Annotated in this window: 19 protein-coding genes and 1 riboswitch; of the genes, 4 read left to right on the top strand and 15 right to left on the bottom strand. The window is 47.0% G+C overall.

Going from position 1 to position 18,635, the window contains the following annotated elements:
- Positions 1 to 29 precede the first annotated feature (29 nt).
- Positions 30 to 1,475, bottom strand: coding sequence for an adenosylhomocysteinase (gene ahcY, locus PKF022_RS09305; protein ID WP_215348088.1), 1,446 nt, complete (start codon positions 1,473 to 1,475; stop codon positions 30 to 32).
- 61 nt (positions 1,476 to 1,536) lie between these two features.
- A riboswitch (S-adenosyl-L-homocysteine riboswitch) is annotated at positions 1,537 to 1,642 on the bottom strand.
- A 67-nt stretch (positions 1,643 to 1,709) separates the two neighbouring features.
- Positions 1,710 to 2,876 carry a methionine adenosyltransferase gene (metK, locus tag PKF022_RS09310; protein ID WP_216152593.1) on the bottom strand — a complete coding sequence of 389 codons (1,167 nt, stop codon included), beginning with the start codon at positions 2,874 to 2,876 and terminating at the stop codon, positions 1,710 to 1,712.
- 202 nt (positions 2,877 to 3,078) lie between these two features.
- Between metK and PKF022_RS09315 the strand changes: the two genes are divergently transcribed.
- The 3 genes from PKF022_RS09315 to dapF are packed head-to-tail and all read left to right on the top strand — an operon-like array spanning position 3,079 to position 5,776.
- Complete coding sequence (locus PKF022_RS09315) at positions 3,079 to 3,939, top strand: lysophospholipid acyltransferase family protein (RefSeq protein ID WP_281776708.1); 861 nt, start codon at positions 3,079 to 3,081, stop codon at positions 3,937 to 3,939.
- 23 nt (positions 3,940 to 3,962) lie between these two features.
- Positions 3,963 to 4,862: a lipid A biosynthesis acyltransferase gene (locus PKF022_RS09320; protein ID WP_281776709.1), complete on the top strand. Its 900-nt coding sequence runs from the start codon at positions 3,963 to 3,965 to the stop codon at positions 4,860 to 4,862.
- A 59-nt stretch (positions 4,863 to 4,921) separates the two neighbouring features.
- Positions 4,922 to 5,776, top strand: coding sequence for a diaminopimelate epimerase (gene dapF / locus PKF022_RS09325; protein ID WP_281777497.1), 855 nt, complete (start codon positions 4,922 to 4,924; stop codon positions 5,774 to 5,776).
- A gap of 12 nt (positions 5,777 to 5,788) precedes the next feature.
- Here dapF and pyrE read toward each other — a convergent pair whose 3' ends face one another.
- On the bottom strand, positions 5,789 to 6,457 hold the full coding sequence (pyrE, locus tag PKF022_RS09330; RefSeq protein WP_281776710.1) for an orotate phosphoribosyltransferase: 669 nt from the start codon (positions 6,455 to 6,457) through the stop codon (positions 5,789 to 5,791).
- A gap of 8 nt (positions 6,458 to 6,465) precedes the next feature.
- Between pyrE and PKF022_RS09335 the strand changes: the two genes are divergently transcribed.
- On the top strand, positions 6,466 to 7,248 hold the full coding sequence (locus PKF022_RS09335; RefSeq protein ID WP_281776711.1) for an exodeoxyribonuclease III: 783 nt from the start codon (positions 6,466 to 6,468) through the stop codon (positions 7,246 to 7,248).
- Between the two features lie 37 nt (positions 7,249 to 7,285).
- Here the strand turns inward: PKF022_RS09335 and PKF022_RS09340 are convergent, their stop codons facing one another.
- The 12 genes from PKF022_RS09340 to gatC form a co-directional block, all read right to left on the bottom strand.
- Entirely contained in the window at positions 7,286 to 8,605 is a 1,320-nt protein-coding gene (locus tag PKF022_RS09340) for an MFS transporter (RefSeq protein ID WP_281776712.1), read from the bottom strand.
- Positions 8,606 to 8,620: 15 nt separating this feature from the next.
- The gene (metW, locus tag PKF022_RS09345) at positions 8,621 to 9,214 is read right to left on the bottom strand and encodes a methionine biosynthesis protein MetW (protein ID WP_281776713.1); all 594 of its coding nucleotides are present in this window, start codon (positions 9,212 to 9,214) and stop codon (positions 8,621 to 8,623) included.
- Positions 9,211 to 10,350, bottom strand: a complete 1,140-nt coding sequence (locus PKF022_RS09350; RefSeq protein ID WP_281776714.1) for a homoserine O-acetyltransferase — start codon at positions 10,348 to 10,350, stop codon at positions 9,211 to 9,213. The genes metW and PKF022_RS09350 overlap by 4 nt, the downstream gene beginning before the upstream one ends.
- Positions 10,347 to 10,997: a nucleoid occlusion factor SlmA gene (slmA, locus tag PKF022_RS09355; RefSeq protein ID WP_216231012.1), complete on the bottom strand. Its 651-nt coding sequence runs from the start codon at positions 10,995 to 10,997 to the stop codon at positions 10,347 to 10,349. The genes PKF022_RS09350 and slmA overlap by 4 nt, the downstream gene beginning before the upstream one ends.
- Positions 10,998 to 11,007: 10 nt before the next feature.
- The gene (gene argB, locus PKF022_RS09360; RefSeq protein ID WP_215348098.1) at positions 11,008 to 11,910 is read right to left on the bottom strand and encodes an acetylglutamate kinase; all 903 of its coding nucleotides are present in this window, start codon (positions 11,908 to 11,910) and stop codon (positions 11,008 to 11,010) included.
- A 13-nt stretch (positions 11,911 to 11,923) separates the two neighbouring features.
- Positions 11,924 to 12,301 (bottom strand): RNA polymerase-binding protein DksA, encoded by a 378-nt coding sequence (gene dksA, locus PKF022_RS09365; RefSeq protein ID WP_172457147.1) that lies wholly within the window; start codon positions 12,299 to 12,301, stop codon positions 11,924 to 11,926.
- A gap of 231 nt (positions 12,302 to 12,532) precedes the next feature.
- On the bottom strand, positions 12,533 to 13,594 hold the full coding sequence (locus PKF022_RS09370; RefSeq protein ID WP_281776715.1) for a GTP-binding protein: 1,062 nt from the start codon (positions 13,592 to 13,594) through the stop codon (positions 12,533 to 12,535).
- A gap of 69 nt (positions 13,595 to 13,663) precedes the next feature.
- On the bottom strand, positions 13,664 to 14,665 hold the full coding sequence (locus tag PKF022_RS09375) for a tyrosine recombinase XerC (RefSeq protein WP_281776716.1): 1,002 nt from the start codon (positions 14,663 to 14,665) through the stop codon (positions 13,664 to 13,666).
- Entirely contained in the window at positions 14,646 to 15,320 is a 675-nt protein-coding gene (locus PKF022_RS09380; protein WP_216231016.1) for a DUF484 family protein, read from the bottom strand. The genes PKF022_RS09375 and PKF022_RS09380 overlap by 20 nt, the downstream gene beginning before the upstream one ends.
- 27 nt (positions 15,321 to 15,347) lie before the next feature.
- On the bottom strand, positions 15,348 to 16,817 hold the full coding sequence (gene gatB / locus PKF022_RS09385) for an Asp-tRNA(Asn)/Glu-tRNA(Gln) amidotransferase subunit GatB (RefSeq protein WP_281777498.1): 1,470 nt from the start codon (positions 16,815 to 16,817) through the stop codon (positions 15,348 to 15,350).
- Entirely contained in the window at positions 16,817 to 18,334 is a 1,518-nt protein-coding gene (gatA, locus tag PKF022_RS09390; protein ID WP_281776717.1) for an Asp-tRNA(Asn)/Glu-tRNA(Gln) amidotransferase subunit GatA, read from the bottom strand. Before gatA ends, gatB begins: the two co-directional genes overlap by 1 nt.
- The gene (gene gatC / locus PKF022_RS09395; protein WP_216231018.1) at positions 18,331 to 18,624 is read right to left on the bottom strand and encodes an Asp-tRNA(Asn)/Glu-tRNA(Gln) amidotransferase subunit GatC; all 294 of its coding nucleotides are present in this window, start codon (positions 18,622 to 18,624) and stop codon (positions 18,331 to 18,333) included. Before gatC ends, gatA begins: the two co-directional genes overlap by 4 nt.
- Positions 18,625 to 18,635: the final 11 nt, after the last annotated feature.

Genomic DNA, 18,635 nt, shown 5'->3' on the forward strand with positions numbered 1-18,635 from the left:
GCCTAGGTATCTATTGAATGTTAATTGGATTAATAGCGATAGTGGTCAGCCTTGTACGGGCCTTCCTTCGTTACACCAATATAAGAAGCTTGCTGATCTGACAACACAGTCAACTCTGCATTGAGAGTCTTGAGTTGTAAGCGTGCAACCTTCTCATCCAAATGCTTAGGCAAGGTGTAAACACCGATTGGGTATTTATCTGTACCAACTGCATTCCACAATTCAATTTGAGCAATCACTTGGTTTGCAAATGAAGAGCTCATCACGTAAGAAGGGTGCCCCGTACCGCAACCAAGATTAACTAAACGTCCTTTAGCCAAAATGATGATGCGCTTCTCAGGCTTGCCATTGGCAGCCGGGAAAATCACATGGTCAACTTGTGGCTTGATCTCTTCCCACTTGTATTTTTCAATACCAGCAACATCGATCTCATTATCAAAGTGGCCGATATTACAAACGATGGCTTGGTTCTTCATCTTTGCCATATGGTCATGCGTAATCACATGGTAGTTGCCTGTTGCAGAAACAAAGATATCTGCTTTGTCAGCAGCGTAATCCATAGTTACAACACGGTAACCTTCCATTGCAGCTTGCAATGCACAAATTGGGTCAACTTCTGTTACCCACACTTGAGCAGATAAAGCACGCAATGCTTGTGCAGAACCTTTGCCCACGTCGCCGTAGCCGCAAACTACTGCAACCTTACCAGCAACCATCACGTCAGTAGCGCGCTTAATCGCATCAACTAAAGATTCGCGGCAACCGTACAGGTTGTCGAATTTGCTCTTAGTAACGGAGTCGTTTACGTTGATTGCTGGGAACTTCAAATCACCCTTGGCAAACATTTGATACAAACGGTGTACGCCTGTAGTGGTTTCCTCTGTAACGCCTTTTACTTTTTCCAAGCGTGTTGAGTACCAAGTAGGATCTTGCGCCAATTTCTTTTTAATGGCCGCAAACAAAATAGTTTCTTCTTCGCTAGTTGGGTGATTCAAGCAGGCTTGATCTTTTTCAGCGCGAGCACCAAGGTGCAATAACAAAGTAGCGTCGCCACCGTCATCCAAAATCATGTTGGTGTAGCCGCCATCCGCCCACTCAAAAATACGATGGGTAAAGTCCCAGTACTGCTCAAGGGTTTCGCCTTTGATAGCAAACACAGGAGTGCCGTTAGCAGCAATTGCAGCAGCAGCATGATCTTGTGTAGAGAAAATATTGCATGAAGCCCATTGCACTTCAGCACCAAGTGCCTCCAGAGTTTCAATCAGCACAGCTGTTTGAATAGTCATATGCAATGAACCAGTAATGCGTGCGCCACGGAGTGGCTGCTGTGCAGCAAACTCATCACGAATTGCGATCAAGCCAGGCATCTCCGTTTCAGCAATCGCAATTTCTTTTCGACCAAAGTCAGCCAAAGTGATATCAGCAATTGCGCAACGAGTTGCTACAAAGTTATTTAAATCAGAAACGGTATTCATTAATGCTCCAGCTAAATACGATCCAATGCTGGAGTAGAAACTCGCTAGCCATTGAATCATGGGTTAGCGAGCGCGGTTGCAATTAGCAAACTCCGTTTAGGAATCCACTCCCTTCAAGCCTGGGGAAGTACTGGGTCTCAGCATTCCTTGCAACGCTCCTTGAAGGTATGCAGTAATTGTAAACAATTACTGCATATTTCGCCTCAATACGCCTACAAACTGCGTATTTCCTACTTACAGACCTGCTGCGGCACGTAATGCAGCCGCTTTGTCTGTTTGCTCCCAAGTAAATTCTGGTTCCTCACGACCAAAGTGGCCGTAAGCAGCAGTCTTCTTATAAATTGGGCGCAAGAGGTTGAGCATCTTCACAATGCCTTTTGGACGCAAGTCAAAATGCTCGGAAACCAATTGAGCAATCTTCTCATCTGAAATCTTGCCTGTGCCAAATGTGCTCACCATTACTGAAGTTGGTTTCGCAACACCAATCGCGTAAGAAATCTGAATCAAACACTTGCTTGCCAAGCCAGCAGCAACCACGTTCTTCGCAACATAACGGCCAGCGTATGCAGCAGAACGGTCAACCTTGGATGGATCTTTGCCAGAGAAAGCGCCGCCGCCGTGGGGGGCTGCACCGCCGTAGGTATCCACAATAATTTTGCGACCAGTTAAACCGCAATCGCCTTGTGGACCGCCGATAACAAAACGACCTGTTGGGTTAACCAAAAAGTTGATAGCACCTTTGATCAAATGTTTAGGCAATACTGGCTTGATGATTTCTTCAATGACTGCTTCACGCAATTTCTCGAGAGAAATATTTTCATCGTGCTGAGTAGACAGTACAACGGTATCAATAGAGTCGGGCTTGCCATCCACATAACGCAAGGTGACCTGTGACTTAGCATCAGGGCGCAACCAATTCAAACGACCATCACGACGCAACTGGGATTGACGCTCAACCAGTCGGTGTGAAAGGTGAATTGGCAAAGGCATCAACTCTGCAGTCTCGTCACAAGCGTAACCAAACATTAAGCCTTGGTCGCCAGCGCCTTGATCCAAGCCGTCATCATGAGCTTTATCAACGCCTTGAGCAATGTCAGGGCTTTGCTTGTCGTAGGCAACTAATACTGCACAACCTTTGTAGTCGATACCGTAGTCAGTGTTGTCGTATCCAATTTCGCGCAAGGTATTGCGTGCAACTTGGATGTAATCAACGTTAGCGTTCGTAGTGATCTCGCCGGCCAAAACTACCAAGCCGGTGTTGCACAAAGTTTCTGCCGCAACACGTGCGGTTGGATCTTGAGCCAAGATGGCATCGAGAATCGAATCAGAGATTTGGTCTGCTACTTTATCGGGGTGACCTTCAGAGACTGATTCTGAGGTAAAGAAGTAATCATTTGCCATTGCATATTCCTTATTTAATTAACACATCATTTGGACAACTCGACGTGCCAGGAACTACAACGGCGACGCTTTAGCAGAATTTATGAATCGCTCTGCAAGTTGTCTTAACTCAGCGATGAATGGATTTTATCCGAAAAACGTCCAATCCATCAAGGAAGGCCAAAATCCACACACTGAGAGCGGCATTGAATATCATTAGGGTGTGCGAAAACTCTTACTTAAGCTCTGCCTCAATACGATTGCCGTGCTTCCCCTTGCTCTAGTACAGCTGATTGGGGCTTTTTTAGGCATGCTTGCTTATGTCGGCTCCAAGCAATACCGCTCTCTCTTTCGGCCGCAGTATGAGGCTGTGGTGAATGATCGAGGCCTTCCCTTCCGGCTTTGGGGGGCAGTTAGGGCCTCTGGCATGCTGTTCTCAGACAGTCTGTGGATTTGGCGCAATCCAGAAAAAGCTCTTAAATTAGTTGAGGTTCATAACTGGGATGTCGTTGAAGCAGCAATCAGCGAAGGTCATGGTTTGGTAATGCTCACCCCTCACTTGGGTGGCTTTGAAATTATTCCTCGCGTGTTAGCCCAACATTTTCCTGCAACCATTCTCTATCGACCATCACGCCAAGAATGGCTTAACGAAGTAGTTGAAGAGGGTCGCGCCTATCCCAATATGCATTTTGTTCCGACCAACCTTAATGGCGTTCGTCAAATGACTCGGGCACTGACTAGAGGCGAGGCCATTGGCATTCTTCCAGATCAAGTGCCTAGCGGTGGCGAAGGTGTATGGGTGCCATTCTTTGGGCGTCCTGCTTATACAACCCCGTTGCCAGCTCGTCTTGCTAACCGCAACAACACGCCAGTAGTGATGTTTACCGCTAAACGCAAAGGTATTGGGGCTGGCTGGTTAATGCAAGCAACACGTCTTGCGCCCTTGTCCGAGAATGCCGACATAGCAGCTGCGGAGCTTAATGTTGCAATTGAAAATGCAGTGCTTATTGCACCCGAGCAATTCATTTGGTCATATAACCGCTACAAGCATCCCGCCGGTGCAGAATTGCCCCCAAGCAATTAAATAAATTCGTTATTATTTCTGGAATGACCTGGTTACAAAACCTCTTCAATTTCTTGGCGCTCAGTCTTCTGCGCCTCTTTGCTTTTTTACCCTATACGATTACTGTCCATGTTGGCTATGGCCTAGGTTGGCTTGCAGCCCACATTCCGAATGGGCGTAGCAAAGTAGTCAAAACTAATTTGCGTTTGTGCTTTCCGAATCTAAGTGAGCAAGAAATTAACAAGCTTGCAATTGAGCACTGGAAATTATTTGGGCGCAGTGTTGTAGAGCGAAGCAGAGTATGGCTGGGAACAAGTAAACAAATTTTGTCTTTTGTGCATCTTGAATCTCAAGTCCCATTGGGCGATCGAAAGCCGCGTATTTTAGTAAACCCACATTTTGTTGGTCTTGAGGGTGGTTTTATGGCACTCTCAGCCCTCGGCATGAAAAATGGTTGGCCACGTGGAGCGGGTCTTTACCAAAAAATGAAGAATCCATTTTTCAATCAAAAAATGGTTGAGTGGCGAGATCGCTTTGGGGCTAAATCGATTGAAAGGCAAAGTCGACTGCGAGATCTTATTAGGGAAACTAGAAGCGGAAACTTTGTTGTCATTGCCCCGGATATCGATCTAGGCCCACGCGACTCCATTTTTGTTCCATTTTTTAACATTCCTACCAGCACCGTAACTTCTGTCTCACGTCTAGCTAAGCTCAGCGGGGCAGAAGTGTGTTTAATGACGACTTTTTTAAACGCAAATAAAACGGGTTACATATGTAATATTGGAGCACCGCTCGAAAACTTTCCAAGCGATGATCCCGACCAAGATACTGCACGTCTCAATCAATATATTGAGGAGCTTGTTCGTGAAAGACCAGCAGAGTACTATTGGGTACATAAGCGCTTTAAACATAGGCCGCCTGGCGAACCTAGTCTTTACGATTAAATGGAAATATTTTGAGCACCAACACAAACAATCCAATACGCAAGTTACGCTTCACCAAAATGCATGGTGCTGGCAATGACTTCATTGTGCTCAATGGCATTGATCAAGATCTCAGCGGTATTTCACGTGAGCAATGGCAAGCATTAGCCCATCGTCAATTTGGCATTGGCGCAGATCAAATTCTGCTGGTTGAAAAGGCGACGCGCCCAGATGCTGATTTTCGCTATCGCATCTTTAATGCTGACGGCGGCGAAGTAGAGCAATGTGGCAACGGCTCACGTTGCTTTGTACGTTTTGTACTCGATCAAGGTCTTTCCAACAAGAACCCATTACGTGTAGAAGTGGCGCATACTGTTATCACCCTCAAATCTCATGCGGATGGGCAAGTAGAAGTGGATATGGGGGCTCCCATTTTTGAGCATAGCCTCATTCCATTTAATGCCAATGGTTTAGCGAGTGTTCAAGAGTTTCAAGAAACGTTATATGCACTCCCCTTAAACCACCCTGCTACCCATGATAGTTTGGTAGGGGTCTTATCCATGGGCAACCCACATGCAGTGCAAGTAGTTGGCGACGTTGATAGCGCGCCCGTCCTCGAGGAAGGCCCTGAGATTGAAAAGTTTGCTGCGTTCCCCAAAAGAGTGAATGCAGGCTACCTACAAGTCATCTATCGCAACGAAGTTAAATTACGCGTGTTTGAGCGCGGCGCAGGAGAAACTTTAGCTTGCGGAACCGGTGCTTGTGCAGCAGTTGTTTCTGGCATTCGCAGGGGCTTATTAGATTCACCGGTAAAGGTTCATACACGTGGAGGCGACCTACAGATTGCGTGGGCAGGAACCATTGATGGCGTTGCTCAACCAGTCATCATGACTGGTCCTGCGGTTACTGTATTTGAAGGTGAGACAGAAATCTAAGAGCGCTTGCTCTTAGATGCCGTATTTTTCGCGGTAGGCTCTTACTGCAGGCAAATAATTAGTTAACTGAGTATCACTTGAAGCAGTTAAGAAAGACATCAAGCCAGCTAGGTTAGCAATCGAGATCACCGGCAAACCAAACTCTTGTTCTACTGCTTGTACAGCAGATTTATCACCAACCTCAACGGCATTACCCGAACGCTCCATACGATCTAAAGCAATCAATACTGCAGCAGGCTCTGCTCCAGCTTTACGAATCAGATCCACAGACTCTCTTACAGAGGTTCCAGCAGAAATCACGTCATCAATAATCACCACTCGCCCCTTAACAGGAGCGCCCACCAAGACGCCACCTTCGCCATGATCTTTTGCTTCTTTGCGGTTGTAGGCGTAAGGAACGTTGATGCCATCATCAGCCAAAGCGATTGCTGTAGCAGCCGCAAGTGTGATGCCTTTATAGGCTGGGCCATAAAGCATGTCGAATTGCAACTTCGATTCTTGTAATGCCTTGGAATAGTAGCGGCCTAGCGCACTCAAACGAGCGCCGTCGTTGAATTCACCGGCATTAAAGAAATAAGGCGAGAGTCTGCCCGCTTTAGTTTTAAACTCCCCGAAGGACAAAACCTTTGCCTCTAAGGCAAAACGTATAAAGTTATCTTGATTTGAATTATTTGAGCTCATAGGCCTACATGTTACGCATCATTTCCGCGAACCTCAACGGTATCCGTTCCGCAGTCAAAAAAGGCTTTCTGCCATGGGCTGGTCAGCAAAAAGCTGACTTCATTTGCATGCAAGAACTCAAGGCCCAGCGTGATGATTTAGAAGACGCCATTCTCAATCCCGATGGCATGCATGCCTTTTTCCATCATGCCGAGAAGAAAGGCTATAGCGGCTGCGGTATTTATACCCCCCACAAGCCTGATGAGGTCTTGTACGGGTATGGCAATGAAGAGTTCGATGCTGAGGGGCGTTATGTAGAAGCACGCTTTAAGGGGCTTTCTGTCATTTCGGTTTATATGCCCTCTGGTTCAAGCTCACCAGAGCGACAAGAGGCCAAATACCGCTATCTCGACAGCTTTTTACCTCATCTCATCGATCTTAAAAAGTCTGGTCGTGAAATCGTTCTTTGTGGCGACGTGAATATTGCTCATCAAGAAATTGATTTAAAGAACTGGAAAGGTAATCTCAAAAATTCTGGCTTCTTGCCAGAGGAGCGCGCATGGCTCAGCAATCTATTTAACAAAGTGGGTTACGTTGATGTCTATCGCCAGCTTGAACCTGAGGCAACTGAAGCTTGTTACACCTGGTGGAGCAATCGCGGGCAAGCCTATGCAAAAAACGTAGGGTGGCGCATTGACTATCACATCAGCACACCAGGTATTGCGCAAACCGCTAAGAAAACTGCTGTTTATAAAGATGAAAAATTTTCGGACCACGCACCACTCACTGTAGATTACGACTGGAAGATTTAAGTGGTAGTAAATTGCAGTAAAAAAACAGCAGGGGAGATTACTCCCCTTCTTTTTTGATCTGCACGATCTTGAAATGAATCGTGGCCCAAATTAAGAGCAGCACTGGAGCACCAATAATGGCGGTACCAAAGAAGAATGCTTGGTACCCGAAATTATCAACAAACACGCCTGAGAAACCTGCCAACCATTTAGGCAGCAGTAACATCATCGAGCTAAACAAAGCATATTGAGTAGCTGAGTAGCGAATATTGGTTAGCGAAGATAAGAAAGCTATAAAGGCTGCGCTTGCAATGCCTGAGCTAAGGTTGTCTGCAGAAATTACCCAAATCAAGCCATGCAAGTCATGGCCTTGTGTTGCCAACCAGGCAAACAACAGATTGCTGACCGCAGACAGAACAGCGCCTACAAATAAAATGCGGAGCACACCAAATCGTAATGTAAGTACGCCACCAAGAAATGCACCCACTAAAGTCATAACCACACCAAATACTTTACTGACTGCCGCCACCTCATCTTTGGTGTAGCCCATATCTACATAGAACGGATTAGCCATAATGCCCATCACTACATCACTAATGCGATAAACGGCAATCAAAGACAAAATCAATACTGCATGCCAACGATAGCGGGTGATGAATTCTGCAAAAGGCTCTATAAGCGTTTGATATAGCCATGCTTTGGCGGTACGCACTTTTGCCAACTCATACTTGACTGGCTCTTTGCTTAGCAAGGTCGTAATCACGCCAACGCCAATAGAGGCGGCCATACAGAGGTAGGCAAATTGCCATGCACTCGCATCGTATCCACTGCCCGTTTCAGCGCGAGCAGCAAGCCAAAGAACGCCAGCACCAGCCCAAATCAAAGCCAGTCGATATCCGGTTTGATAGGTTGCAGCTAAAGCTGCCTGATGATCACTATTGGCAGATTCAATCCGAAATGCATCTAAAGCAATGTCTTGAGTAGCAGAACCAAAGGCCACCAACAAGGCGCACCAAACAATCGAATTGAGTGCGAGCTTCGGATCTAAAGTTGACATGCCAACCAGACCCAAAATGATGAGCGCTTGTGCAAAGAGCAACCAACTGCGGCGGCGGCCAAACAATTTCGTTAGCAAGGGAATTTGCAAACGATCTATGAGAGGTGCCCACATCCACTTAAAGGCATAGATCAAACCAACCCAGGTTAAGTAGCCAATAGTGCTGCGATCAATGCCGGCTTCACGCAACCAAAAACTAAGGGTTCCCAAAATGAGCAGCAAAGGTAGGCCCGCGGAGAAGCCCAGGAATAGCATGCGCAAGCAAGGCCACTCGAGATAAACCCGAAAATCTTTTATCCAAGATTGGACTGCAGTTAACACCTTTGTATTTTTATCCTAGGCGCGACGAATGCGGAATAAGGCAAGACTGCCAAAAAGGTTCGGCATCAAAGTAACTTGGCGACCTTCGTGCAAGATGCATTGATCGAGAATCTTTAAGCCAAGACTAGAGGCTAGCTTCTCAAAATCGGCAACAGTAAGCACGCGCACGTTTGGCGTGTTGTACCACTGATAGGGCAGGCTCTTAGAGACTGGCATACGGCCTAAGCCCACAGCAAGGCGGTGCGACCAATGGCCAAAGTTAGGAAACGAAATTACCGATTCTTTTCCTACGCGCACAACTTCACGCAAAATCTTTTCAGTTTGATGAATGGTTTGCAAAGTTTGCGACAGAACAACCGTATCAAAACTATTGTCTTCAAAAAGGGCTAGGCCGCCCTCTAAGTCCTGTTGGATGACATTCAACCCTTTTTGCGCGCAAGACAGTACGCGTGAATCATCAATCTCAACGCCATAAGAATGCACAGGCTTTTGTTTCTGCAAGAACTCTAAGAAACTACCGTCTCCACAACCCAAATCTAATACTTGAGTATTTGGTGCAATCCAATTGGCAATAGCAGCAAAGTCGGCGCGTTTATTGAGATTACTCATGATTGGGTCTCGCGCATTTGCTTAAAGTAGGCTCGTACCAAATTATGATATCGAGCGTCATCCAATAAGAAGGCATCATGCCCATGGGGCGCATCAATCTCAGCGTAAGTCACTTCGCTCTTATTGCTCAGCAAAGACTCCACAATCTCGCGACTACGATTGGGCGGGAAACGCCAGTCCGTTGAAAAACTCACCACCAAAAACTTTGACTGCACTTCTGCCAGGGCGCGATTGAGACTGCCATCGTAACGGCGTGCAGGATCAAAATAATCAAGCGCACGGGTAATCAGTAAATAAGTATTAGCATCAAAGTAGGTTGAAAACTTATCGCCTTGATGGCGGAGATAACTTTCAACTTCAAATTCAACATCAAAACTAAAGCGGTAGTCATTGGATTCGCCATTAGGACGTTGTAATTCGCGCCCAAATTTTTCTGCCATATCATCATCAGACAAATAGGTGATGTGCCCAACCATGCGAGCTAAACGTAAACCACGTTTAGGTACTACGCCATGCTCGTAATAGTTGCCGCCATAAAAATCGGGGTCAGACAAAATGGCATTACGTGCCACTTCATTGAATGCAATATTTTGAGCGCTCAGTTTTGGCGTAGATGCAACTACGACACAATGATCTATTCGCTTGGGAAACTGGATAGCCCAAGCCATTGCCTGCATACCACCCAAACTGCCGCCCATCACAGCAGCGAACTTTCGGATGCCCAACTTATCAGCTAAACGTGCCTGAGTGTTCACCCAATCCTCAACGGTAACTACCGGAAACTCCGCGCCGTAAGGCTTACCTGTAGCGGGATTAATACTCATAGGCCCAGTAGAGCCAAAGCAAGAACCTAAATTATTTACACCGATGACGAAGAAGTGATTGGTATCCACTGGCTTGCCTGGGCCAATCATGTTGTCCCACCAACCGATATCTGTTGGATCTTCTGGACTTGGTCCGGCTACATGATGTGATGCGTTGAGTGCATGACAAACCAATACGGCATTACTTTTGTCTGCGTTGAGCTTGCCGTAGGTTTCAATCACTAAATCGTAGCCAGACAACACAGCGCCACTCTGCAAAGGCAAGGGCTCGGCAAAATGAATGGTATTTCTAGAGAGGTTTAGCTCGCTCATTCTGAAAGGAGAAGGCGCAAACTAACATCGGATGCTTCGGTGGGCAACTTCTTAAACCCGCTACGGGCAAAGCGATGCCAACGACCCAAAACAAAACTCATCAACATAGCAGCACGAATACTAACCTCTTCTTGACCCAGTTGGGCCCAATTGCCGCCTTGGGTTTGAGCGATTCGCAATGCCTGCTTGAGGGATGCTTCGACACGATCCAACACTTGAGTAATACGCTCTTGCAAACGATCATCCTCTTGCAATAAAGCATCACCCAATAAAACACGAGTCATGCCGGGATTCTTTTCTGCGAAGAACAAGAGCATTTGCAAAATACCGCGCGCCTGAGCAAGACCAGACTCTTCTTTTTGGTTGATCTGATTAATCAAGCCAAAAACAGTTTGCTCAATAAAAGAAATCAGGCCCTCAAACATCTGCGCCTTACTCGCAAAATGGCGATACAAGGCAGCTTCTGAAACTTGAATCTTCGCTGCTAAAGCGGCAGTGGTAACGCGCTCACCTTTCGGGTTTTGCAGCATTTCTGCGAGCACTTGCAAGATCTGTAGACGGCGTTCGCCTGGCTTAGGACGCTTGCGTGTCTTAGCGGCGTCAGCGCTGCTGTCGTTTATATCTGCTGGCTCTAAAGATTCACGCATGCTTATCTACTTATCTGGAGCGGATCATCGTACCGAATGCTTGCTCGGTCAGAATCTCTAGCAATAAAGAGTGTTCAATACGGCCATCAATAATGTGCACTGAATTAACGCCGCTCTTTGCTGCGTCTAATGCAGAAGAAATCTTCGGCAACATACCGCCAGAAATCGTGCCGTCAGCAAACAAGCCATCGATCTCACGTGCAGTAAGGTCAGTTAAAAGAGTGCCGTTTTTATCCATCACCCCCGGAATATTGGTCATCATGACTAACTTCTCTGCGTGCAAAATTTCAGCCATCTTGCCAGCCACCAAATCTGCATTGATGTTGTAAGCCTGACCTTCTTCGCTAAATCCAATCGGGGAGATCACCGGAATAAAGGCGTCGTCCTGCAAAGCTTTTACAACTGCTGGATTGATGGCCTCGATTTCGCCAACAAATCCCAAATCAATAGTTCCGCCAGCAATCTTTTCATCGGCAACCAACATCTTCTTGGCGCGGATAAGTCCACCGTCTTTACCGGTCAAGCCTACCGCCTGGCCGCCAAAGTGGTTAATCAACATCACAATGTCTTGTTGCACTTCGCCGCCAAGAACCCATTCAACTACTTCCATGGTCTCTTCATCGGTAACGCGCATACCTTGAATAAAGGTGCCAGTCTTACCAATCTTTTTGAGAGCTTCATCAATTTGCGGTCCGCCGCCATGAACCACCACTGGATTCATGCCAACGAGTTTCAACAAAATAACGTCGCGTGCAAAACTTTCTTTGAGGCGCTCTTCAACCATAGCGTTTCCGCCGTACTTGATCACGATAGTTTTGCCATGATACGAGCGGATGTAAGGCAAAGCCTCAGCCAAAATCTCCGCCTTTAATAAAGGAGAGATATCACTAATAGTTGGTAAATGCTTAGTCATTGCTACTTAAAATTTATTCGCCAAATAGTTTTTGACGGAGTTCACGACGCTCTTGAGCCTCAAGAGATAAATTGGCTGTAGGCCTTGCAATTAAACGGTTCAGGCCGATTGGCTCACCAGTTTCTTCACACCAACCGTAATCACCAGATTCAATACGCGCCAGTGCTTGCTCTACTTTTTTGAGCAACTTACGCTCACGGTCACGTGTACGTAACTCCAAGGCATGCTCTTCTTCAATCGTGGCACGATCCGCAGGATCTGGAACCAAAATATTTTCACGCAAATGTTCTGTTGTCTCGGATGCATTCTTCAGAATGTCATCTTTAAGGGTGAGTAATTTTTGACGGAAAAAATCTAACTGGGCAGCACTCATGTAGTCCTTCTCGGACATCTTGAGCAATTCAGCTTCCGTTAAGGGCGCGCCTTTTGGAGCTTTTGTGCTCGCAGCTTTACTGCTTGTTTTTGCAGCAGTTGCTGGTTTTGTTGCTGTTTTTACCGTCATCTCATTCTTCCTTGGTTTGAAGCATTATTGCCTCATTCTGCCAAACTTTTACAGCCATCTAATCAATATTTTTCAATATTCATAATATTGACCGTGGCGGCGGATTGTACCCGAATCTTCCTAGGCCAAACAGCCTTCAAGCCCAGCCAGTAGGGTGTCTTTGGGCAGATCGATGCCAATGAACACCATACGGGTTTGCTTGGGTTCTGAACCCCAAGGCCCGGCTAAATCGCTGCCCATCATCTGATGAACCCCCTGGAACACCACTTTTCGGGCACTTCCCTTCACATAAAGCACGCCTTTATAGCGCAGCATCTTCTCTCCAAAGACCTCCAAGATGCCGCCAAGGAAGTCTTCCAGCTTTTTGTGATCAAAGGGTTTATCACTACGAAAAACAAAGGATTGAATGCGGTCCGTGTGGCCTGCATGACCATGGTGGTGGTCATGGCTATGGTCATGGCCACAGGTGCTGTGATCATGATCATGACTATGGTCATGGCCACAATGTTCGTGATCATGGTCATCTTGCTCCAAGAAGTGCGGATCGATATCCAGCTTGGCGTTCAGATTAAAGCCCTTAAGGTCCAAAACCGCATTCAGTGGCACCACACCCTTGGAAATGCCAGAAATCGGCGCTCTTGGGTTCATATGCATCAGACGATTGCGCAAAGCATCTACTTCTGCAGGAGTAACTAAATCTGTCTTGGTAATAAAGATTTGATCAGCAAAGCCAACCTGGCGCTGGGCTTCTTCATGTTCATTGAGCTGCTGCTGACCGTGCTTAGCATCCACTAGGGTAACCACAGCATCTAAGACATAGTGATCGGCAACATCGTCATCCATAAAGAAAGTCTGGGCTACAGGGCCGGGATTAGCAACGCCCGTGGTTTCAATCACAACGCGATCAAAGCTAATCTTCTTATCCTTGCGCTGCTCCCAAAGCTCATTTAGCGCTTCAACGAGGTCGCCACGAATGGTGCAGCAAATACAGCCATTACTCATTTGCACAATATTCTCTTGGTTGTCTTGCACCAAAATATCGTTATCAATATTTTCTTCGCCGAACTCATTCTCAATCACGGCAATTTTTTTGCCATGCTCTTCAGTCAGAATGTGTTTAAGCAATGTGGTTTTGCCGCTTCCTAAGAAGCCCGTCAAAATGGTTACCGGAATTAATGCCATGGATGATCCAATCAAAATCTAGAGGCTAAAGTTTCCCAAAGCGGGAAACCTTCTATCTTACCGAGTTCCTCAGTCTTTGCCAGCCTTTGCGCGTGGATGCGCTTTATCGTAGGCCTGGGCAAGGTGCTGAAAGTCAAGGGAGGTATAAATCTGGGTGCTAGCGATGCTGGCGTGCCCCAACATCTCCTGGACGGCGCGCAAATCTTGTGATGACTGCAACACATGACTTGCAAAGCTATGTCTCATCATATGGGGGTGCACATGCGTTGGTAAACCAGCGCGCATGGCTAAGGTGCGTAAGCGTGCCTGCACTGTGCGTGGCGATAAACGCTTACCTGTGGCAGATAAAAATAGTGCGATGGACTCTTCGGGGTAGCTTACGTCATCGCGCAGCTCTCGCCATGCCATAAGAGATTTCATAGCGGGCACACCAACAGGAACGGAGCGTCGTTTACCGCCCTTGCCCAAAACCGTTACCTCCGCAGCATCCCAATCCAACCAACCTGCAGACTCATGTTGGCGATTTTTACTTTGCATCACATCAATACCCAAAAGCTCTGAAAGACGCAAGCCCGAGGAATAGAGCAGATCAATAATAGCCGCATCCCGAATCGACTCTAAATCCTTTTTCTCTTCCGCCTCTTTGACTGCTTGATTTACCAAAGCAAGCGCCTGCTCAACAGATAAAGCTTTAGGCAAAGACTTCAAGCGCTTAGGCGCCTTCACATCATCTACGGGGTTTGCAACCAACGCGCTTGTTACCTTACCTGCGCGTGTATCACGTCGCGCATCCTTTTCGCTTAGCCAGTCATACCAACCACGCCATGCAGAAAGTGCTCTCGCAATACTTCTCGAAGATTTACCTTTTGAATGCAAACGACCAGCCCAACGACGCACATGCCCATTGCTTACCTTTAAAAGTTCAATGGCATCTTCAAGGGCAAAGTTTTGTAAATCACTCAGGTCCATGCCATACGCTTTGAGCGTATGCGGCGAGAGTTGGCGCAAGACATGCAACTCATGCAAATACTCTTGCATGAGGGGATGAAGGTCAGTCGCCTTTAATTTCATAAGCTTGGATGCGATCCAAAGCTGCAGCAGTGAGTTCAGCGATCTGACGTAAATAAAACGCGCCCATGTCTGCAGTAAAGCGGGATTCGTCTTTACTTGCTAGCAACAATACTGCTGGCGATTGATTGGCGCCAATACTTTTGCCCAGCGGCAAGCCAATAGCGACCATGCTTTGCCACTCAGGATCGATAGTGGTTTGACTTGCTAAAAGATCTACGCTGGCAGCAGCCAACTCTTTTGCAGAACCACACAAGGGGGTGTCAACCCAAGGACTAAATGCAGAATTCGGTGACAGCAATTGCGCAGACTCCACTTCAAAGACTTCGGCCAAGCCAGAAGTAATCGCAGACTCTACATCGGCTTTATTGTTTGCTTTCATTAAACGCAAAAGCCAAGCAACTAAACTTTGCTGCGTTTTATCGTTACGACTACCAAAGTGCAGCATCTCACTTAAGCGACGATTGAGTTCTTGATTTTGTGTACGCAACACCGTCATCTGACGCTCTTGCAAAGAGATGGCACGATCTTCATGCGGATGCTTAATACGAATCTCATTAAAGAGATCAGCATAGCGCTCAAAAAAGCCTGGGGTTACACGCAACCACTCAGCAACTAACTCTTCTTGCTCGGCTTGTTTTGGATCTATTGCGCTCATCAATTGCTTTCTAAAAATGTTCTTTTGTTAACCCAGCTTTTTACGCAAGAGTTCATTTACCTGACCAGGATTGGCTTTGCCTTGAGAAGCTTTCATGATCTGGCCTACCAAAGCATTAAATGCCTTCTCTTTGCCAGAGCGGAACTCTTCAACCGATTTCTGATTCGCCGCCAAAACTTGATCAATGATGGCCTCAATTGCACCGCTATCACTAATTTGCTTCAAACCCTTGGCATCAATCACTTGATCTACAGTGCTAATGGTCTTGCCTGCAAGAGCCTCTTCCCAAAGAATCGAAAAAATGTCTTTAGCAATTTTGTTGGAGATAGTGCCATCCGCGACGCGAGTCAGTAATGGCGCTAAATGTTCCGCCTTTAATGGCGCATCTGCCGCAGCAATACCAGCACGATTTAATGACGATGCAAGTTCGCCAGCAATTAAATTAGCCGCTGCTTTTGCTAATGGCTTACCAACGATTGCCAATAGGTCTTCAAATACTTTTGCAGTATCACGATCTTGCGTGAGCAACTGCGCATCGTAGGCGCTTAAACCAAATTCGCTTTGCCACTGATCACGCAACTGCGCAGGGAGTGCAGGCATCTTGCTACGCACATCTTCAATCCATGCATCATCAATGACTACAGGCAATAAGTCAGGGTCCGGGAAGTAGCGATAGTCATTCGCATCTTCTTTGCTACGCATGCTACGTGTTTCACCGCGATCGGGATCATATAAACGGGTTTCTTGAACGACGGTACCGCCATCTTCAATTAACTCAATTTGACGACGCACCTCGTATTGAATTGCCTCTTCCAAGAAACGGAAAGAGTTCAGATTCTTAATTTCGCAACGGGTACCAAACTCTGCTTGCCCCATAGGGCGAACAGATACGTTTGCATCGCAACGGAATGAACCTTCTTGCATATTGCCGTCACAAACACCCAGCCAAACCACCAGGCCATGTAGCGCTTTGGCATAGGCAACCGCCTCTGCGGCACTGCGCATTACGGGCTCAGTCACGATTTCCAGCAAAGGTGTTCCTGCACGATTTAAATCGATGCCACTAGAAGGCTCTCCATGGGGACCAGCAAAACCTTCTTCGTGGACTGATTTACCTGCGTCTTCTTCCATGTGGGCGCGAGTGAGCTCAACTACCTTCATCTCATCGCCAACCAGGATTTCAACTTTTCCTCCAACCACCACTGGAATTTCCATTTGACTAATTTGATAGCCCTTAGGTAAATCAGGATAGAAATAGTTCTTGCGTGCAAAGATGCTTGCCGGTGAAATCTTTGCATTCACTGCTAGCCCAAAACAAATCGCATGCTCTACTGCTTGGCGATTGAGCACTGGCAATACACCAGGCAGCGCAAGGTCCACCGCACATGCTTGCGTGTTTGGCTCCGCACCAAAGCGCGTGCTTGCACCACTAAAAATCTTCGACTGTGTTTGTAATTGTGCGTGGGTCTCTAGACCAATAACGACTTCCCATTGCATCATGCCACCTCGCTTGCTTGACGCAAATGCCAATCACTGGCCTGCTGATATTGATGAGCTACCTGCAAGAGGCGTGCTTCAGAAAAATAATTGCCGATGAGCTGCATGCCAATAGGTAAATTATTGGCATTAAATCCGCATGGCACACTCATTGCCGGCAGGCCTGCCAAGTTTGTTGATAGCGTATAAATATCTTCTAAATACATTTGCACAGGGTCTTTTGACTTTTCACCTAAGCGCCAGGCTACATCAGGGGCTACGGGCCCCAAGATGACATCACATTGATTAAAAGCCGCCTGAAAATCTGCCGCAATAATGCGACGAATCTTTTGCGCCTGAAGATAGTAAGCATCATAGTAACCATGACAAAGGACATAGGTTCCAATCATGATGCGGCGCTTTACTTCCGAGCCAAAACCCTCGGTGCGAGACTTAGCATACATATCACCAAGATCACGGTATTCATTTGCGCGATATCCGTAACGAACACCATCAAAGCGACTCAAATTACTCGATGCTTCTGCAGGTGCTAAAACGTAATAAACGGGGATAGATAATTTGGTTTTGGGCAAACTTACTTCAATTAATGTGGCGCCTAAGTTTTCTAAAAGCTTGGAGGCTTCATTAACGGACTTGGCAACATCGCTTGCTAAACCTTCAGCAAAAAATTCTTTTGGTAAACCAACACGCAAACCATCTAGTGGTTTTGCTGAATTGTTGTTTCCATCTTTCCAGTTTTGGTTGAGGTAACGGCCGTAATCTTCTCCGGAGTCCGCTAAAGAAGTGGAGTCACGTGGATCATGCGAAGACATTGCTGAAAGCAGCAAAGCGCAATCTTCTGCGGTCTTGCCCATCGGGCCCGCTTGATCGAGTGAAGATGCGTAGGCAATCATGCCGTAACGAGAAACACGCCCATAGCTGGGCTTAATTCCAGTTAAGCCACAAAATGCAGCTGGCTGGCGAATGGAGCCGCCTGTATCGGTACCAGTAGCAATCGGCGCTAACCCAGCAGCAACTGCTGCTGCAGAGCCGCCTGAAGAACCGCCGGCAACGTGCGCGGCATTCCATGGATTTAAAACCGGGCCGTAAGCAGAGTTTTCATTAGAAGAGCCCATAGCGAACTCATCCATATTTGTCTTGCCCAGACAAACCATGCCAGCGCCATGGGGATTGTTTTCATCTGGGATACCCAGATTCGCCACTACCGTGGCATCGAATGGGCTCTGGTATCCCTCCAGGATTTTGGAGGCTGCAGTCGACTTCCAGCCACGCGTTACAAAGACATCTTTATGCGCAATGGGGATGCCGGTTAATTTGCCCGCTTTGCCAGATGAAATTAACTGATCTGCTTTATTAGCTTGCTCTAAGCTTAAGTGAGCATTCACATCAAGATAGGCATTCCACTGCTTTCCAGCTTCAATACGGTTCAAAAAGTACTGAGTGAGCTCGGTGCTAGAAACCTCTTTAGCGGCTAGCGCTTTTGCCATTAAGGCTATAGGAGTGTTGTGCCAACTCATTCGATCACCCTTGGTACAAGGAAGTAGCCATCCTGCTGCGCAGGGGCTGATTGCATGTTTTCGGCGCGATGGTCAGACTCGGTCACTTGGTCAGCACGCATAGGCTGGGCCAAATCACGCAAAAAGAGGATGGGATGAGCCAAAGGCTCAAGCCCGCTTGTATCAACGGCCTGCATTTCCTCCACCAAGGAAAAAATGGCCTGCAATTGAGGCAAAACTGCCTCGGCTTCTGCCTGATTTAACTCAAGCCTAGAAAGGTGCGCAATGCGCTGGACATCATCAAGTTTCATGGGGCGCTAGA

The organism is Polynucleobacter sp. KF022, from assembly GCF_027924105.1.
Classification (GTDB): Bacteria; Pseudomonadota; Gammaproteobacteria; order Burkholderiales; family Burkholderiaceae; genus Polynucleobacter.

Excerpts from the sequence above, each read along its gene's own strand:
- PKF022_RS09380 (WP_216231016.1), bottom strand. The coding sequence starts at position 15,320 with ATGAGCGCAATAGATCCAAAACAAGCCGAGCAAGAAGAGTTAGTTGCT.
- ahcY (WP_215348088.1), bottom strand. The coding sequence starts at position 1,475 with ATGAATACCGTTTCTGATTTAAATAACTTTGTAGCAACTCGTTGCGCA.
- PKF022_RS09375 (WP_281776716.1), bottom strand. The coding sequence starts at position 14,665 with ATGAAATTAAAGGCGACTGACCTTCATCCCCTCATGCAAGAGTATTTG.
- gatB (WP_281777498.1), bottom strand. The coding sequence starts at position 16,817 with ATGCAATGGGAAGTCGTTATTGGTCTAGAGACCCACGCACAATTACAA.
- gatA (WP_281776717.1), bottom strand. The coding sequence starts at position 18,334 with ATGAGTTGGCACAACACTCCTATAGCCTTAATGGCAAAAGCGCTAGCC.
- dksA (WP_172457147.1), bottom strand. The coding sequence starts at position 12,301 with ATGTCCGAGAAGGACTACATGAGTGCTGCCCAGTTAGATTTTTTCCGT.
- slmA (WP_216231012.1), bottom strand. The coding sequence starts at position 10,997 with ATGCGTGAATCTTTAGAGCCAGCAGATATAAACGACAGCAGCGCTGAC.
- metK (WP_216152593.1), bottom strand. The coding sequence starts at position 2,876 with ATGGCAAATGATTACTTCTTTACCTCAGAATCAGTCTCTGAAGGTCAC.
- PKF022_RS09335 (WP_281776711.1), top strand. The coding sequence starts at position 6,466 with ATGTTACGCATCATTTCCGCGAACCTCAACGGTATCCGTTCCGCAGTC.
- pyrE (WP_281776710.1), bottom strand. The coding sequence starts at position 6,457 with ATGAGCTCAAATAATTCAAATCAAGATAACTTTATACGTTTTGCCTTA.
- gatC (WP_216231018.1), bottom strand. The coding sequence starts at position 18,624 with ATGAAACTTGATGATGTCCAGCGCATTGCGCACCTTTCTAGGCTTGAG.
- PKF022_RS09320 (WP_281776709.1), top strand. The coding sequence starts at position 3,963 with ATGACCTGGTTACAAAACCTCTTCAATTTCTTGGCGCTCAGTCTTCTG.
- metW (WP_281776713.1), bottom strand. The coding sequence starts at position 9,214 with ATGAGTAATCTCAATAAACGCGCCGACTTTGCTGCTATTGCCAATTGG.
- PKF022_RS09350 (WP_281776714.1), bottom strand. The coding sequence starts at position 10,350 with ATGAGCGAGCTAAACCTCTCTAGAAATACCATTCATTTTGCCGAGCCC.
- argB (WP_215348098.1), bottom strand. The coding sequence starts at position 11,910 with ATGACTAAGCATTTACCAACTATTAGTGATATCTCTCCTTTATTAAAG.
- PKF022_RS09370 (WP_281776715.1), bottom strand. The coding sequence starts at position 13,594 with ATGGCATTAATTCCGGTAACCATTTTGACGGGCTTCTTAGGAAGCGGC.
- dapF (WP_281777497.1), top strand. The coding sequence starts at position 4,922 with ATGCATGGTGCTGGCAATGACTTCATTGTGCTCAATGGCATTGATCAA.